We start from the raw sequence: 16,447 nt of genomic DNA, 5'->3' as shown, positions 1-16,447 counted from the left end.
TTAGATACTCATTACAAGGAAGTAGCAGCATGGTGAAGCCCAAAGGACTTGGACGCGGACTCGACGCATTGTTATCAGGGGATACAGAAACGATCTCTCAGTCAGATACGTTGCGCACCCTCCCCGTCGGTCAGTTACAGCCGGGAAAATATCAGCCACGCTCTTACATGAACGAAGAGGCGCTGCAAACGCTGGCAGACTCCATCGCTGCGCAAGGCATTATGCAGCCCATCCTGGTACGTGAAATTGGCGCGCAGCAGTTTGAAATTATCGCGGGTGAACGTCGCTGGCGTGCGTCACAAAAAGCCGGCTTGTTAGAGGTGCCGGTGCTGGTGCGTGAAATCGCAGACGAAGCCGCCCTCGCCATGGCATTGATAGAAAACATCCAGCGTGAAGATTTAAACCCGCTGGAAGAAGCGATGGGTATCAAACGTTTGATTGATGAGTTTGATATGACACATGAAAAAGCCGCTGCGGCGGTTGGCCGCTCTCGCGTAGCTGTTTCAAACTTGCTGCGCTTGTTAACGCTGACGCCCATGGTGCAAGACATGCTGCTGGATAACCAGATTGATATGGGCCATGCCCGCGCCTTAGTCGGCAGTGAACCTGCACAGCAAATCTTGCTGGCAAATAAAGTGGTGCAAGACGGCTTGTCTGTGCGCGAAACTGAGCGCTTGATTCAATCTGAGCCAGCCAGCGGTAAAAAACCTAAACAAAGCGTGCATCCTGATGTCGCGACATTGCAAAACCAGCTCAGCGAACAATTGGGCGCAGCGGTCGCGATTAGTAGTAAAGCAAGTGGTGCCGGCGTATTAAAACTGAGCTTTTCAACCCTGGATCAACTGGATGATTGGATAGCGAAACTGACCGATAATCACCTGAAATCGTAAGTTAAATCGCGTATAAGCGGTTCTGAGCCCGATTTTTCCCGCACATTCAGACAGTTAAGTCCTGTTTGGTGCTTGACTTCGGCGAGTGAATAATTCAAAATCTCGCGTCTTTGTAGTATTTTGTCTTGAATTTTAGCGGTCTAACCCCATGAGTGGTCAACAAAACACTGCGGCTGGCATGTCGCTCTATAGCAATATGCTGCGTTGGCAGGTCATGGCGACTTTGGCCGTCACTGTTATTGCCTACGCAGTTGGTGGCTTAACGGCTGGCTTATCCGCTTTAATGGGCGGTGTTTCTGTGGTGATCGGTGCATGGTTTGCCGCGAGAATTGCAGAAAAAGGTCGTTTAAAAACAGACCCAACGGCAGTGTTGGTCAATTTGCTCAAGGCCGAAGCAGTAAAAATAGTAGTCATCGCGATTATCCTGTTTGTGGTTTTCAAGCTGTATCAACCATTGGTGCCTTTTGCACTGGTGGCAGGCTTGGCGGCTGCGGCGCTGTTTTCTGGCGCAGCACTGGCAAAATCACAATTAGATGTGTAGACACGTTAATTTAAAAATAGTTTGAAAATATGACAACCGAACACGCACAACTCACTCCTTCTGAATATATCGCGCATCATTTGAGCTTTAATGCCCAGGGTGTTAACGGCAATACTGCCTCTGAAGGCTTCTGGGTGCTGCACTACGACACCCTGTTTACTTCTGTTGTGCTGGGTTTACTGGTAATGGGCCTAATCTGGTGGGTTGCGCGCGGTGCGACCGCTGGCGTGCCAAGCAAGCGCCAGGCGTTTGTTGAGTTAATGTTTGGTTTTGTGGATGACCAGGTCAAAAACATTTTTCATGGTGACCGTCACTCATTTATTGCCCCTACTGCACTTACAGTGTTTATCTGGGTGCTGGCGATGAACTCGATGGACTTCCTGCCGGTTGACTGGATCGCTTCTATCGTGTCATTTTTTGGTGGCGAACACGCAAAATGGCGCATCGTCCCTACTTCAGATATCAACACCACATTCGCTTTGGCGTTGGCTGTCTGGTTCCTGATGATTTTCTTCTCCATCAAAGCCAAAGGCCTGGGTGGCTGGATTCACGAACTGTTCTGTTCTCCATTTGGCGGCAACCCACTGGTTTGGCCTGCTAACTTCCTGTTCAACCTGATTGAATACGTTTCAAAACCACTTTCTCACTCCTTGCGTCTGTTCGGTAACATGTACGCCGGTGAAATCATTTTCTTGCTGTTGGGTATGTGGGCAGCCACTGGCCTGACCGGTACTGTGTTTGGTGCCATTTTGGGCGCTGGCTGGTCTATCTTCCACATTTTGATTGTGGCATTACAAGCGTTTATTTTCATGATGCTGACTGTGGTCTATCTGGCCATGGCGCATGAGTCGCACTAGTTTTAACTTTGTCGTTGTTTTAATTCTTTATAAGAGAGGGTATTAAATGGAAGCATTAGCATTGATTCAAGCCTACACAGGCGTTGGTATCGGTTTGATCATTGGTTTGGGTGCCGCTGGCGCTTGTATCGGTATTGGTATCATGTGTGCAAGTTTCCTGGAAGGCGCTGCTCGTCAACCAGAAATGATCCCAGCCCTGCAAGGTAAAGTATTCCTGCTGTTAGGTCTGATCGACGCATCTTTCATTATCGGTGTTGGTCTGGCAATGATGTTTGCATTTGCAAACCCATTGTTGAGCGTTGTTGCCAAGTAATTTTTACTCGGTAATCTCCGCCCGGTAGGGTTTAAGTGTGACTTAAACCTTTCAACCAATCAGTATGATGGATCCAAAATGAATATTAATTTCACACTCATCGCGCAAGCTATCGCATTTGCAGTGTTGATCTGGTTCACGGTGAAATTCGTTTGGCCGCCGCTGTTAAAAGCGATCGAAGCACGCCAAAAGGAAATCGCAGATGGTTTGGCTGCTGCCCAGGAAGGCAAAAGTGCCCTGGAAGTGGCTGCCAAAAAATCTGAAACGACGCTGAACGAGGCCAAACACAAAGCAAGTGAGATCATTGGGCAAGCCGAAAAACGCGCCGCTCAAATCATTGATGAAGCCAAGGGTAATGCCAAAGCTGAAGGTGATCGCATTATCGCCGGTGCCAAAGCTGAAATCGATCAGGAAGTGAACCGTGCCAAAGAAGGTCTGCGTGCACAGGTTTCGACATTGGCCGTGGCCGGTGCAGAAAAAATCCTGCGTAAAGAGATCGACGCTAAAGCACACAGCGAAATGTTGGCTAAACTCGCTGCGGAACTTTAAGGTAAAAGGGATAAAACATGGCTGAACTCTCAACCATTGCAAGGCCTTATGCTGTCGCTGCCTACAAGCTGGGCAAAGAAACAAAAGCATTGGCAACATGGTCTGATATGTTGGTATTGGCCGCGGCAGTCGCAGCCAATGACCAAATGAAAACCCTGATTGATGACCCTAAGTTGAATGCGGCAGATGTTGAAGCAGCATTTCTCAAGGTCTGTGGCGACAAGCTCAACGAACAAGGGCAAAATTTGATCAAAATTTTGGTTGAATATGGCCGTTTATCCTTATTGCCTGCCATTGCTGAAGCTTTTGAGGCTTTGAAAGCGCAAGATGAAGGCACCTTGGACGCACAAATCATTGCCGCTGCCAAAATCACAGCAACGCAAACTAAAGATTTGGTAAAACGTCTGGAAGCCAAGTTCGGCAAGAAAATTGAAGCAAGCGTTTCCGTAGATCCGGAAATCATCGGCGGCATCAAAATTATTGTTGGCGACACCGTTATCGACGCGTCTGTCCAAGGTCAGTTACAAAATTTAGCCTATACGCTCACAGCATAAGGCATAGGAGAATTAAATGCAGTTATCTACATCAGAGATTAGCGAGCTCATTAAGAGCCGTTTGGAAAACTTCTCTACTTCTGCGGAAGCCCGTACTCAGGGTACCGTGATTTCCGTAACAGACGGCATTGTGCGTATCCATGGCCTGTCTAACGTGATGTCCGGCGAGATGATTGAGTTTCCAGGCAACACGTTTGGTTTGGCATTGAACCTGGAGCGTGACTCCGTTGGTGCGGTGGTATTAGGTGATTACGAACACATTACAGAAGGCGATACCTGTAAATGTACAGGCCGTATTCTGGAAGTGCCAGTCGGCCCTGAGCTGATTGGTCGCGTGGTGAACGCACTGGGCCAGCCTATTGATGGCAAGGGCCCGGTTAACGCCAAGCTGACAGACAAGATTGAAAAAATTGCACCAGGCGTAATTGCACGTAAATCCGTGTCACAGCCTGTGCAAACTGGCCTGAAGTCTATCGACTCCATGGTGCCGGTTGGCCGTGGTCAACGTGAGTTGATCATTGGTGACCGTCAAACTGGTAAAACAGCCGTAGCGGTTGATGCGATCATCAACCAAAAAGGTCAGAACATGACTTGTATCTACGTTGCGGTTGGTCAAAAAGCGTCTACCGTGGCTAACGTGGTACGTAAGCTCGAAGAGCACGGCGCCATGGCTTACACCATCGTGGTTGCAGCGACTGCTTCAGACTCTGCTGCCCTGCAATTTTTGGCGCCTTATGCCGGTTGTACTATGGGTGAATACTTCCGTGATCGTGGTCAAGATGCATTGATCGTTTACGATGACTTGTCTAAACAAGCGGTTGCTTACCGTCAGATTTCTCTGTTGCTGCGTCGTCCACCAGGCCGTGAAGCTTACCCAGGTGACGTGTTCTACATCCACTCACGTTTGTTAGAGCGTGCTGCGCGTGTAAACGAAGAGTATGTTGAAAAATTCACTAACGGTGAAGTTAAGGGCAAAACAGGTTCATTGACTGCCTTGCCAGTGATTGAAACGCAAGCCGGTGACGTATCTGCATTCGTTCCAACCAACGTGATTTCGATTACCGATGGTCAGATTTTCCTGGAAACTGACTTGTTTAACGCGGGTGTTCGTCCTGCGATCAACGCCGGTATTTCAGTTTCTCGCGTGGGTGGTGCTGCACAAACTAAAATCATCAAAAAACTGGGTGGTGGTGTGCGTTTGGCGCTGGCTCAGTATCGTGAACTGGCAGCGTTTGCGCAGTTTGCTTCTGATCTGGATGAAGCAACCCGTAAACAGTTGGACCGCGGTCGTATGTTTACCGAGTTGATGAAACAGGCACAATATGCGCCATTGAACGTAGCAAACATGGGCGTGAGCTTGTTTGCAGCAAACAAAGGTTTCTTTGATGACGTGCCAACCAACAAGGTATTGGCATTTGAAAATGCATTACATGGTTTCTTGAACTCCAAGTACAAGAACATCATTGACGCAATCGAGTCCAGCAAAGATCTGAGCGGTGACAACGAGAAAGCATTGGAAGCTGCGATTCAAGATTTCAAAGCAACCAACGCTTATTAATCTCTGACACTTCGACTTAGGAACCTAATATGGCAGGTAGTAAAGAGATTAGAACCAAGATCAAGAGTGTAGAAAATACACGCAAGATCACCAAGGCGATGGAGATGGTGGCCGCTTCTAAAATGCGTAAAGCGCAGGACAGAATGCGTGCTTCTCGCCCTTATGCGGATAAAATCCGTAACGTGGCGGCTCACCTCTCCTTTGCACAGTCCGAGTATCGTCATCCGTTTTTGATCAAACGTGACGTGGTGAAAAATGTGGGTCTGATTGTTGTCAGCTCAGACAAAGGCCTGTGCGGTGGTTTAAACACCAACGTATTGCGTTTGTCATTAAACCAGATGAAAGCCTGGGAAGCTGAAGGCAAAGGCATTAGCGTGAGTGCGATTGGTAACAAAGGCTACGGCTTTATGAACCGTATCGGCGCGCAGGTGAAGTCCCATATCACTGGTTTGGGCGATACTCCGCATCTGGAAAAGTTGATCGGTACGATCAAGGTCATGCTGGATGCGTACATTGCCGGTGAAATTGATCAGCTTTACATCTGCTATACCAAATTCATCAACACCATGAAGCAAGAGCCGACCATGCAACAATTGTTGCCACTGACCGGTGAGCAATTGGGCAGCCCGAATGGCCATTGGGATTATATCTATGAGCCTGAAGCAAAACCCGTGGTCGATGAGTTGATGGTGCGTTATATCGAGTCGCTGATTTACAACGCAGTGGCTGAAAACATGGCGTCCGAGCAGTCTGCACGTATGGTGGCGATGAAATCTGCTTCCGATAACGCGAAAAGCGTCATTGGTGAGCTGAAATTGGTTTACAACAAAGCCCGTCAGGCCGCGATTACCAAAGAGATTTCAGAAATCGTCGGCGGTGCGGCAGCGGTCTCGTCCTAAGGCGTACGTTTTAAGGCACATCTGCTTTTAAAGCGTAAGTAAAAGAATTCAATTAGATCTGACTCATACAGTTAGGAAAAGAAAATGGCAAAGGCAAATCAAGCAGTAACAGGTAAAGTAGTGCAGTGTATTGGCGCTGTGGTTGACGTGGAGTTTCCACGTGACCAAATGCCTAAAGTATTCGATGCATTGATTATTGATGCAAAAGACACCAATGCAGAAGCCGGTTTGACACTGGAAGTGCAGCAGCAATTGGGTGACGGCGTGGTTCGTACCATTGCGATGGGCTCTTCTGACGGTTTGGCACGTGGTACCGCATTCAAAAATACTGGTTCAGCGATTTCTGTGCCAGTGGGTGAAGGTACTTTGGGTCGTATTATGGATGTATTGGGTCGCCCAATTGATGAAGTCGGTCCAATCGACTCTACAGAGTTCCGTTCTATTCACCAGAAAGCACCTGCTTTTGAAGAGCTGTCACCTTCTGTTGACCTGTTAGAAACAGGCATCAAGGTGATTGACCTGGTTTGTCCGTTTGCTAAAGGCGGTAAAGTGGGTCTGTTCGGCGGTGCTGGTGTGGGTAAAACCGTGAACATGCTGGAACTGATTAACAACATCGCTAAACAGCACTCCGGTTTGTCCGTGTTTGCTGGTGTAGGTGAGCGTACCCGTGAAGGTAACGACTTCTACCACGAGATGGCCGATGCTGGCGTAATCAAGCTGGACAACATGAAAGAATCAAAAGTAGCCATGGTGTTCGGTCAGATGAACGAGCCACCGGGCAACCGTCTGCGTGTTGCATTGTCTGGCTTGACCATGGCGGAAAAATTCCGTGATGAAGGCCGTGATGTATTGTTCTTCGTTGACAACATCTACCGTTACACATTGGCCGGTACAGAAGTATCTGCGCTGTTGGGCCGTATGCCTTCAGCCGTGGGTTACCAACCTACTCTGGCTGACGAAATGGGCCGTCTGCAAGAGCGTATTACTTCGACTAAAGTGGGTTCTATTACCTCTATCCAAGCCGTTTATGTGCCTGCGGATGACTTGACTGACCCGTCTCCGGCAACCACATTCCAACACTTGGACTCAACCGTTGTGTTGTCACGTGACATTGCTTCCCTAGGTATCTACCCAGCGGTTGACCCGCTTGACTCAACCTCACGTCAGCTGGATCCACTGGTGGTTGGTGAGGAGCACTACGCGGTTGCACGTTCTGTACAAGCAACATTGCAACGCTACAAAGAGTTGCGTGACATTATCGCGATTCTGGGCATGGACGAATTGTCTCCAGAAGACAAACTGTCTGTTGGCCGTGCGCGTAAAATCCAACGTTTCTTGTCACAGCCTTTCCACGTGGCAGAAGTGTTTACTGGCGCGCCAGGTAAATACGTGTCACTGAAAGACACTATCAAAGGCTTTAAAGCGATTGTGGCTGGTGAATACGATCACTTGCCAGAACAAGCGTTCTACATGGTCGGTGCCATTGAAGAAGCGGTTGAAAAGGCTAAAACACTGAACTAAACCATTGTTTGATACAAACAGATGCGATTGCGTCTGTTTGTATTTTCAGTGACATAGAAAAGAGAACATTATGGCAAATACTGTGCATATTGATGTAGTGAGTGCCGAAGAGTCCATCTTCTCTGGTGAGGCCGAGTTTGTGGTTGCACCAGCTGGCGCAGGTGAAGTGGGTATTTATCCGCATCACGCACCGATGATTACTACCATCAAACCAGGCGCATTGCGTATTAAACAAAGCGGCGAGCAAGATGAAACCGTCATTTATATTTCTGGCGGCATGCTGGAAGTACAGCCAGGGCTGGTAACCGTGTTGGCAGACACCGCGATTCGTGGCCAGGATCTGGATGAAGCGAAAGCGATTGCTGCCAAAGAGGCGGCAGAAGAAGCCCTGAAAAACCGTAGTGCTGAGATTGATTATGCCAAGGCACAAGCCGAATTGGCAGAGGCAATTGCACAAATTCAGGCAATTCAAAAACTACGTAAATCTGTGCACTAGATTCCTTGCGAGTCTGGTAATAAAACAGGCGGCTTTCGAGCCGCCTTTTTTGTTTCTGAGATAAAATAACCCCATGACTGATTTAAATATCGTAATTCTTGCCGCGGGTAAAGGCACACGCATGCGCTCAGACTTGCCAAAAGTGCTACATGCGGTAGCGGGCAAGCCTATTTTGCATCATGTAATCGCGGCTGCGCGCCAGTTAAATCCACAAACCATCACAGTGGTGTATGGTTTTGGTGGTGAACAAGTGCAGCAATACACGCCAGGTGACGATTTACAATGGGTATTGCAGGCCGAGCAGCTGGGTACGGGCCACGCTGTACAGCAGGCTTTGCCTACCCTCCCCGCGCAAGGCAAAACATTGATTTTGCTAGGTGATGTGCCGCTGGTGGATGTTAGCGCTTGCCAAGAGATGCTGGCACAGGCCGATCAGCATTTGGTCGTGCAAACTTTTATTAAACATGACCCCACAGGCTATGGCCGCATTCTGCGCAATGCCAGCAATGAGGTGGTGGCGATTGTAGAACATAAAGATGCCACAGATGCGCAACGCGCCATACAAGAAGTGAATACCGGCATTATGGCGATGCCGAATGCGCAATTGAAGGCGTGGCTGGCTAAAATCACTAACCATAATGCGCAACAGGAATATTATTTAACCGATATTATTGCGTTGTCTGTGGGTGAAGGCCGCGCCGTGTTGCCACATGTGGTGGCCGATGCCTGGTCAGTCACCGGCATTAACTCCAAGCTCGATTTGCAGCAGATTGAACGCGAATACCAGCGTCGTCAGGCTGTTAGTTTGATGACACAAGGCGTGACTTTGCTCGATGCGCAGCGCATAGATATCCGTGGCACATTGACCTGTGGTCGTGATGTGCAAATTGATGTGAATTGCGTCTTTGAAGGTCAGGTGACACTTGAAGACGATGTGCAGATTGGCCCCAATTGCGTGATTAAAGACGCGATAATTGCCAAAGGTACCCGTTTGGCCGCTTTTACGCATATTGATGATGCTAAAGTCGGGCCTGGCAGCAAAATCGGCCCGTTCGCACGTTTGCGCCCTGGCACACAACTGGCGGCAGACACCCATGTGGGTAACTTTGTTGAAATTAAAAATGCCACAGTTGGGCATGGCAGCAAGGTCAACCATTTAAGCTATGTGGGCGACGCTAGCATAGGCGCCAATGTGAATATCGGCGCAGGCACCATCACTTGTAATTATGATGGAGCAAACAAACATAAAACCATCATTGAAGATGATGTGTTTGTGGGCTCTGACACACAATTGGTGGCGCCAGTGACTGTGGGTCGCGGTGCGACCATTGCAGCAGGTTCAACCATTACCAAAAACGTGCCGGCAGAGAGCTTGACCTTGTGCCGTGCCCGCGAACAACGTTCAATTCAGGGATGGAAACGTCCGCAAAAGGTGAAAAAATAAGCGTATGTGTGGCATTATCGGTGCGGTTTCAAACAGAAATATCGTTTCACTCCTGATTGAGGGCTTAAGTCGTCTCGAATATCGCGGCTACGACTCAGCAGGGATTGCGATTCTCAACCAAACCATTGAACGCGCGCGCGCGGTTGGGCGCGTGGCTGCATTGCAGCTTAAAGCGCAAGACATGCACAGCCAGATTGGCATTGGTCATACGCGCTGGGCAACCCATGGCGGCGTGACAGAGCAAAATGCGCATCCGCATGTATCGCCAACGCAAGATCAGGCGCAAATAGCCGTGGTACATAACGGCATTATCGAAAACCACGACGAACAGCGCGACCGCCTACAAGCGCTGGGGTATACGTTTTATTCCCAAACTGACACCGAAGTCATTGCACATCTGGTGCATTACTATTATCAGCAAACTCAAGACCTGTTTGCGGCAGTAAAAAAAGCGATTACCGAACTCAGCGGTGCTTATGCCATCAGCGTGATTGCACTTAATCAGCCACATCAGATGGTCGTTGCCCGCCTGGGCTGCCCATTGCTGATTGGTTTGGGGGATGGCGAAAATTTTGTTGCGTCAGATGTGTCAGCGGTACTTTCTGCCACCCGTAAAGTGATCTACCTCGAAGACGGCGATGTGGCCACCCTGCAAACCGATGCGGTGGTGATTGTTGATAAACGCGGCGATGTTGTGCAGCGCAAAGTGCATATGAGTGATGTGTCACTGGCCTCGCTGGAGCTCGGCCCTTACAGCCACTTTATGCAAAAAGAAATCCATGAGCAACCCCGTGCGATTAGTGACACGATTGAGGCGCTGATTGATGATGGCGCGTTCAGGAGTGAGTTGTTTGGCCAATCGGCCGCGAACATTTTTTCACAGATTGATAGCGTATTAATTTTGGCGGCAGGCACCAGTTATTATGCTGGCCTCACCGCCAAATACTGGCTGGAAAGCATCGCCAAAATTCCAACCTCGGTTGAGATCGCCAGTGAGTATCGCTATCGTGAGTCTGTGCCTAATCCTAAGCAGCTGATCGTGACTATTTCACAATCGGGTGAAACGCTAGACACCATGGAAGCGCTCAAACATGCGCAAAAGCTTGGTCATCAGCATAGCCTGGCGATTTGTAACGTACAGGAAAGTGCGATTCCGCGTGCTTCGTCATTGATTTTTTACACGCGCGCCGGTGCTGAAATTGGTGTCGCCAGTACCAAGGCATTCACCACGCAGTTGATCGCACTGTTTGTGCTGGCAGTCACCTTAAGCAAAGCACGTGGCTTACTGAGTGCGGCACAAGAGCAGCAATACTTATCCGACTTGCGTCAACTGACAGGTGGCGTGCAGATTGCCTTGAATCTGGAGCCGCAAATCCGCGAATGGGCGCATCGCTTTGGTGACAAAGAGCATGCCTTGTTCCTGGGCCGTGGCGTGCATTTTCCAATCGCAATGGAAGGTGCCCTCAAGCTCAAGGAGATTTCCTATATTCACGCTGAGGCTTATCCGGCCGGTGAGTTAAAACATGGCCCGCTGGCGCTGGTCGACAGCAATATGCCGGTGGTGGTGATTGCGCCTAACGATGCCCTGCTCGAAAAAGTAAAATCCAACATGCAAGAAGTCAGAGCGCGCGGCGGCGAGTTGTTCGTGTTTGCAGATGCAGACAGCCACTTTAAAGAGTCTGAGGGCGTGCATGTGATTCGTACACCGCGCCATGTTGGTGTGCTCTCGCCTATTTTGCATGCAATCCCGGTACAGTTGCTGGCTTATCACGCTGCCTTGCTTAAAGGCACTGATGTGGATAAACCGCGCAACCTGGCCAAGAGCGTGACCGTTGAATAAGCAATAAAGACCTAAAAAGCCTCGACATTCGGGGCTTTTTTCAAATAAGAAAAAGGCTAGTTTCCCTTATACTGAGAGTAGATGCTCATCAGAAAGGCAGTCATGACCACGTCGCAACACAGTATTATCGGCCGCCAGCCGATTGTTAACAGCCAACAAGAAATTATTGGCTATGAATTCTTTTTCAGAAACGATAGCCCAGGTGGCAATGCGCCCTTTGAAGAGGATATTCAAACCTGCGCCAAAATACTCTCTACCACCATTGATGAGATGCAGGAGAATTGGCTGCTAGGGCAACAAATGGCCTTTATCAATGTCGACCATGTCATGCTTAATAGCGTGTTTCTGGAGCTGATGCCAGCCGAAAAAACAGTGCTAGAAATTGTACACACGGTGGATGTCACGCCAGAAATCATTGCCCGTTGCCGCGAGCTCAAAGAAACTAAATTTAAAATTGCGCTGGATAACCCGCAGCATCACCCGCAACTGGAAGCGTTGATTCCCTACGCGGATTACATCAAGCTTGATATGCGTGATGTTGATATTGCGCAGGCCACGCTTTGGTTAAAAAAATATCAAACCACCAATTGCAAGCTGATCGCAGAAAAAGTAGAGCAAAATGCACAATTTACCAGCTTGCTAGACGCTGGTTATCAACAGTTTCAAGGCTACTTTTACGCCAAACCTGAAAATCTCACTAGCAAAGTGATTAACCCCAGTTTTGACGGCGTGCTGCATTTGTTGAACCTGGTGAGCCAGGAGGCAGATAACAAAACCATTGAAAATGGCTTTAAGCGCGACACCACGCTGAGCTACAAGCTGCTGCGTTACATTAATTCTGTTGGCTTTGGTTTGTCTTGCGAGGTGCAGTCCATAGGCCATGCACTGACCATTTTGGGCCGCAACCAGCTCTATCGCTGGTTAACGCTACTCATGGTCACTGCAGGTAATAATAGTAGCTCGCCAGCCCTGATGAAAACATCCATCACCCGTGGTCGACTCACCGAACTACTGGGCGAGCCATTTTTTGAAAAGCGCGACCGTGACAATTTGTTTGTGGTGGGGGTGTTTTCATTGCTGGATGTGATGCTTAAAGTCCCCATGGAAACGGTGCTGGAAAAATTGCAATTGCCGGAGCCGATTGTAGACGCGCTCACAAAGCGCGCAGGTATTTTCGGCCCCTTTCTTAAGTTGACCGAAGCCTGCGAAGATGCCAATAGTGAAGAAATTCTGCAATTGGCGGCGATGCTGCAATTAAACCCTGATAAGGTCAACCAGTGCCATATGGATGCATTGGCATGGACGGAGGCCTTGGGTATTTAAGCTGCTTGCAAAGCCTTGAAAAAATAAAGCGCACTCCCATATTGAAAATACAGATGCTTGCAGTTTGAGGTCTGTCAATCATGTTAATCGCTTTATTTTTACAAGGATCAACCTATGCGTACGTATGACTTAAGCCCTTTCTATAGAACTGCCATTGGTTTTGACCGCTTGGCCAAAATGCTGAATGAAAACCAGCGCAGTGAAAACGAAATCAGCTATCCACCCTATAATATTGAGCTGGTAGACGAAAACGCCTACAAAATTGTGATGGCGGTTGCCGGGTTCCAGCAAGATGAGCTGGAAATAGAAACCGAACACCAGGCGTTGCGTGTCACTGGCCGTCAGGCGAAAAAACAACAGCAAAACACCTTTTTGCATCGTGGCATTGCCACCCGTGATTTTGAACATAAATTTCAGCTGGCTGACCATGTTAAAGTAACCGGCGCCCACCTTGAGAATGGCTTGCTTACCATCGCCTTATTGCGCGAAGTCCCCGAGGCGTTAAAGCCGCGCAAAATTCAAATTGGCACGCAAGCGCAAACTAATACGACGTTTATTGATCAACGTGTTGCAGCCTAGGTTGTGATTAAATAAAAAGGGCCGTCAGGCCCTTTTTATTTTTAAACCTCCTCGCCGCAGATGCACGCGGATAAATGCAGATGTTGCTTGGTTGACGTAGTTGCATATGATTTATTGAAGCAAAATGAATGGGCTACTTCACTGGTTTTCCGCCGACGCGGTAATCACTGTATTGGCCTAGTAAATATAATCATAAAGATTTCTTATCTGCGTTTATTCATGTTCATCTGCGGCAAAAACAAAACCGTTTTTAAACCACGCTCTGGGTTAAAATACCCGCTTTGATCAAGACTCTGGAACCCATTCGTCATGGCACAATATGTGATGTCCATGCTCCGCGTGAGCAAAATCGTGCCGCCAAAGCGGCAAATTATCAAAAACATTTCCTTATCGTTTTTCCCGGGGGCCAAAATTGGCCTGTTGGGGTTAAACGGCTCCGGTAAATCCACCGTGTTGCGCATCATGGCTGGTGCTGACAAAGAATACGAAGGCGAAGTGCAATGGCAGCCAAATCTGTCGATTGGCTATTTGCCGCAAGAGCCACAGCTAGACCCTGACAAAACCGTGCGTCAGGAGGTTGAGGCCGGGCTGGGCGCGATTATGGAAGCCAAGCAAAAACTGGAAGAAATCTACGCCGCGTATGCCGAGCCGGATGCCGATTTTGACAAACTGGCTGAAGAGCAGGCCAAATACGAAAATATCCTGACTGCCAGCGGCAGTGACGTCGAGCAGCAGCTGGAAATCGCCGCCGATGCGCTGCGCTTGCCCCCTTGGGACGCCTTAGTCGGCCCCTTGTCGGGCGGTGAAAAACGCCGTGTTGCCTTGTGTAAGCTGCTGTTATCGCAGCCGGACATGCTATTGCTGGATGAGCCGACCAACCACCTGGATGCGGAGTCTGTCGAATGGCTGGAGCAGTTCCTGGTGCGCTTTCCGGGCACTGTGGTGGCCGTCACCCATGACCGTTACTTCCTCGATAATGCGGCCGAGTGGATTCTGGAACTGGACCGCGGTGAGGGGATTCCATGGAAGGGTAATTACTCTAACTGGCTGGAGCAAAAAGAAGACCGTCTGGCCTTGGAGCAAAAACAGGAAGATGCCCACCGCAAAGCCATGAAGCAAGAGCTGGAATGGGTACGCCAAGGTGCAAAAGCACGCCAAAGCAAAAGTAAAGCGCGTTTGGCCCGTTACGAAGAAATGTCCAGCGTCGAGTACCAGCGCCGTAACGAAACCCAGGAAATCTTTATTCCACCAGGCGAACGCCTCGGCAATCAGGTGATTGAGTTTAATAACGTCTCCAAAGGCTTTGGTGATCGTCTGTTGATCGATAACCTGTCATTCACTATTCCACCAGGTGCGATTGTTGGTGTGATTGGCCCTAACGGTGCCGGTAAGTCCACCCTCTTCCGCATGTTGCAAGGCAAAGAGCAGCCAGATAGCGGTGAAATTGTCACTGGCCCCACTGTTCAATTGGCAGCGGTAGATCAAAGCCGTGAAGGCCTTGATAACGATAAGACCGTATTCGAAGCGATTTCCGGTGGTCTGGATATACTGACTGTCGGCAAGTTCGAAATGCCAAGCCGCGCCTATATCGGCCGCTTTAACTTTAAAGGCGGCGACCAGCAGAAAGTGGTTGGACAGCTCTCAGGCGGTGAACGTGGCCGTTTGCATCTGGCCAAAACCTTGATTTCAGGCGCCAATGTACTGTTGCTGGATGAACCGTCTAACGACCTCGACGTGGAAACCTTGCGCGCACTGGAAGACGCCTTGCTAGAGTTTGCCGGTTGCGTACTGGTCACCTCGCATGACCGTTGGTTTTTGGACCGGATTGCGACGCATATTCTGGCCGCAGAAGGCGATTCACAATGGACCTTCTTTAACGGTAACTACCAGGAATACGAAGCCGACAAGAAAAAGCGGCTGGGTGAAGAAGGCGCTAAGCCCAAGCGCATTCGCTACAAACCGATTACGCGTTAAATTAAAGGCCCATTCAATTGAATGGGCTTTTTTATGTAGATTATCGCTTGTCGCCACCTAAATATCCTACTAAAATAAAACTTTTGCTGTTGGAGGTTAACTATGCAACAAACATTAAGGCGCGCTGGTGGCTCTTTGGTGATGACGGTGCCCAAGGCTTTTATTGACCAAAATCAGCTTAAAGAAGGATCACAGGTAGAGTTGTTGCTAGAAGGTGACCAGATGAAAATTAAAGCACCCCGCAAGCAGCGTTATGACTTAAAAACATTGCTGGATGAGATGCCAGATGGCCTGCCTCTGGTTGAAGGCTGGGATGAGTTGCCCGCTGTGGGCAAAGAGGCGTTGTAATGGCTTATGTGCCTGCACGAGGTGATATTGTTCACTTGCAGTTTGACCCATCCTCCGGTCAGGAGATGAAAGGCCCGCATTTCGGTTTGGTTGTCAGTGCAAAGCTATTCAACCAGCGTGGCCTGGCAATGATCTGCCCTATCTCGCAAGGCGCAGCCGCAGCGGCCAGAACGCATGGCACAGTGGTGACATTGATGGGAAGTGGTACAGAAACACAGGGTGCAGTACATTGCCATCAGTTAAAGTCACTGGATTGGCGCGTGCGCCAAGCTAAGTTTAAAGAGGCTGCGCCAAGCTTTGTGTTGGATGAAGTGGCGATGCGAATAGAGGCTATTTTGGCTGAATAAATCGATTGCGCATTTAAAATGGGCTTTTTACTGTTTTATCTCGTGATTTTGGTAAAAGGTTGATATCAAGCTTTTAAGAACGTATAGTTTTCGCATGGTGATGAAGCTGTGGCTGTGCATAAGCCCTCAAATCTGAGCCATAAAGCGACTCTATGCACGGGTCGCTTTTCTTCATATTTACCAGACCGGATGATCTACAATAACTAGAGGCGCACTTCTCATCAATCCTGCGTTGTAGCTCCCTCTCTCACCCCGGATGATCTACAATAAAGAGCGAGCGCTTACATTAGCGCGCAATGTTGTAGCTCCCTCTCTCACCCCGGATGATCTACAATATTATTGCCAATGATTAGACCAGCGTTGACGTTGTAGCTCCCTCTCTCACCCCGGATGATCTACAATTGTCTGGGCTAT

At 49.0% G+C, this 16,447-nt stretch carries 17 protein-coding genes and 1 CRISPR repeat array (1 of these 18 cut by a window edge); all 17 genes read left to right on the top strand.

Annotated features, from left to right (window positions below; genetic code table 11):
- The first annotated feature begins 29 nt into the window (after window positions 1-29).
- Window positions 30-890, top strand: a complete 861-nt coding sequence (locus METH5_RS0105935; protein ID WP_029147645.1) for a ParB/RepB/Spo0J family partition protein — start codon at window positions 30-32, stop codon at window positions 888-890.
- 148 nt (window positions 891-1,038) lie between these two features.
- Complete coding sequence (locus METH5_RS0105930; protein ID WP_029147644.1) at window positions 1,039-1,431, top strand: ATP synthase subunit I; 393 nt, start codon at window positions 1,039-1,041, stop codon at window positions 1,429-1,431.
- 29 nt (window positions 1,432-1,460) lie between these two features.
- Window positions 1,461-2,288 (top strand): F0F1 ATP synthase subunit A, encoded by an 828-nt coding sequence (atpB, locus tag METH5_RS0105925; protein ID WP_029147643.1) that lies wholly within the window; start codon window positions 1,461-1,463, stop codon window positions 2,286-2,288.
- Between the two features lie 46 nt (window positions 2,289-2,334).
- Window positions 2,335-2,601 carry a F0F1 ATP synthase subunit C gene (gene atpE / locus METH5_RS0105920; protein WP_018987204.1) on the top strand — a complete coding sequence of 89 codons (267 nt, stop codon included), beginning with the start codon at window positions 2,335-2,337 and terminating at the stop codon, window positions 2,599-2,601.
- A 78-nt stretch (window positions 2,602-2,679) separates the two neighbouring features.
- On the top strand, window positions 2,680-3,150 hold the full coding sequence (locus METH5_RS0105915) for a F0F1 ATP synthase subunit B (RefSeq protein ID WP_029147642.1): 471 nt from the start codon (window positions 2,680-2,682) through the stop codon (window positions 3,148-3,150).
- A gap of 17 nt (window positions 3,151-3,167) precedes the next feature.
- A complete protein-coding gene (locus METH5_RS0105910; protein WP_029147641.1) occupies window positions 3,168-3,704 on the top strand; it encodes a F0F1 ATP synthase subunit delta in 537 nt (178 codons plus the stop codon).
- Between the two features lie 16 nt (window positions 3,705-3,720).
- A complete protein-coding gene (gene atpA / locus METH5_RS0105905; protein WP_029147640.1) occupies window positions 3,721-5,262 on the top strand; it encodes a F0F1 ATP synthase subunit alpha in 1,542 nt (513 codons plus the stop codon).
- A 29-nt stretch (window positions 5,263-5,291) separates the two neighbouring features.
- Entirely contained in the window at window positions 5,292-6,161 is an 870-nt protein-coding gene (atpG, locus tag METH5_RS0105900) for a F0F1 ATP synthase subunit gamma (protein WP_029147639.1), read from the top strand.
- Window positions 6,162-6,245: 84 nt separating this feature from the next.
- Window positions 6,246-7,682: a F0F1 ATP synthase subunit beta gene (gene atpD / locus METH5_RS0105895; protein ID WP_029147638.1), complete on the top strand. Its 1,437-nt coding sequence runs from the start codon at window positions 6,246-6,248 to the stop codon at window positions 7,680-7,682.
- Between the two features lie 70 nt (window positions 7,683-7,752).
- Entirely contained in the window at window positions 7,753-8,178 is a 426-nt protein-coding gene (locus tag METH5_RS0105890; protein ID WP_029147637.1) for a F0F1 ATP synthase subunit epsilon, read from the top strand.
- Between the two features lie 73 nt (window positions 8,179-8,251).
- Window positions 8,252-9,622, top strand: coding sequence for a bifunctional UDP-N-acetylglucosamine diphosphorylase/glucosamine-1-phosphate N-acetyltransferase GlmU (gene glmU, locus METH5_RS0105885; protein ID WP_029147636.1), 1,371 nt, complete (start codon window positions 8,252-8,254; stop codon window positions 9,620-9,622).
- A gap of 4 nt (window positions 9,623-9,626) precedes the next feature.
- Window positions 9,627-11,462, top strand: coding sequence for a glutamine--fructose-6-phosphate transaminase (isomerizing) (glmS, locus tag METH5_RS0105880; protein WP_029147635.1), 1,836 nt, complete (start codon window positions 9,627-9,629; stop codon window positions 11,460-11,462).
- Window positions 11,463-11,564: 102 nt separating this feature from the next.
- Window positions 11,565-12,785, top strand: coding sequence for an EAL and HDOD domain-containing protein (locus METH5_RS0105875; RefSeq protein WP_029147634.1), 1,221 nt, complete (start codon window positions 11,565-11,567; stop codon window positions 12,783-12,785).
- A 114-nt stretch (window positions 12,786-12,899) separates the two neighbouring features.
- The gene (locus METH5_RS0105870; protein ID WP_029147633.1) at window positions 12,900-13,364 is read left to right on the top strand and encodes an Hsp20 family protein; all 465 of its coding nucleotides are present in this window, start codon (window positions 12,900-12,902) and stop codon (window positions 13,362-13,364) included.
- Window positions 13,365-13,673: 309 nt separating this feature from the next.
- Window positions 13,674-15,338 carry an energy-dependent translational throttle protein EttA gene (ettA, locus tag METH5_RS0105865; RefSeq protein WP_029147632.1) on the top strand — a complete coding sequence of 555 codons (1,665 nt, stop codon included), beginning with the start codon at window positions 13,674-13,676 and terminating at the stop codon, window positions 15,336-15,338.
- A gap of 102 nt (window positions 15,339-15,440) precedes the next feature.
- Complete coding sequence (locus METH5_RS0105860; RefSeq protein WP_029147631.1) at window positions 15,441-15,686, top strand: AbrB/MazE/SpoVT family DNA-binding domain-containing protein; 246 nt, start codon at window positions 15,441-15,443, stop codon at window positions 15,684-15,686.
- Window positions 15,686-16,033 carry a type II toxin-antitoxin system PemK/MazF family toxin gene (locus METH5_RS0105855; protein WP_029147630.1) on the top strand — a complete coding sequence of 116 codons (348 nt, stop codon included), beginning with the start codon at window positions 15,686-15,688 and terminating at the stop codon, window positions 16,031-16,033. Before METH5_RS0105860 ends, METH5_RS0105855 begins: the two co-directional genes overlap by 1 nt.
- Before the next feature lie 164 nt (window positions 16,034-16,197).
- A CRISPR array of direct repeats spans window positions 16,198-16,447; the repeat unit is 37 nt; unit sequence GTTGTAGCTCCCTCTCTCACCCCGGATGATCTACAAT (it continues 1,529 nt past the right edge of the window).

Source organism: Methylophilus sp. 5 (assembly GCF_000515275.1).
Taxonomy (GTDB): Bacteria; Pseudomonadota; Gammaproteobacteria; order Burkholderiales; family Methylophilaceae; genus Methylophilus.
This window is presented reverse-complemented; position numbering and strand designations above follow the sequence as displayed.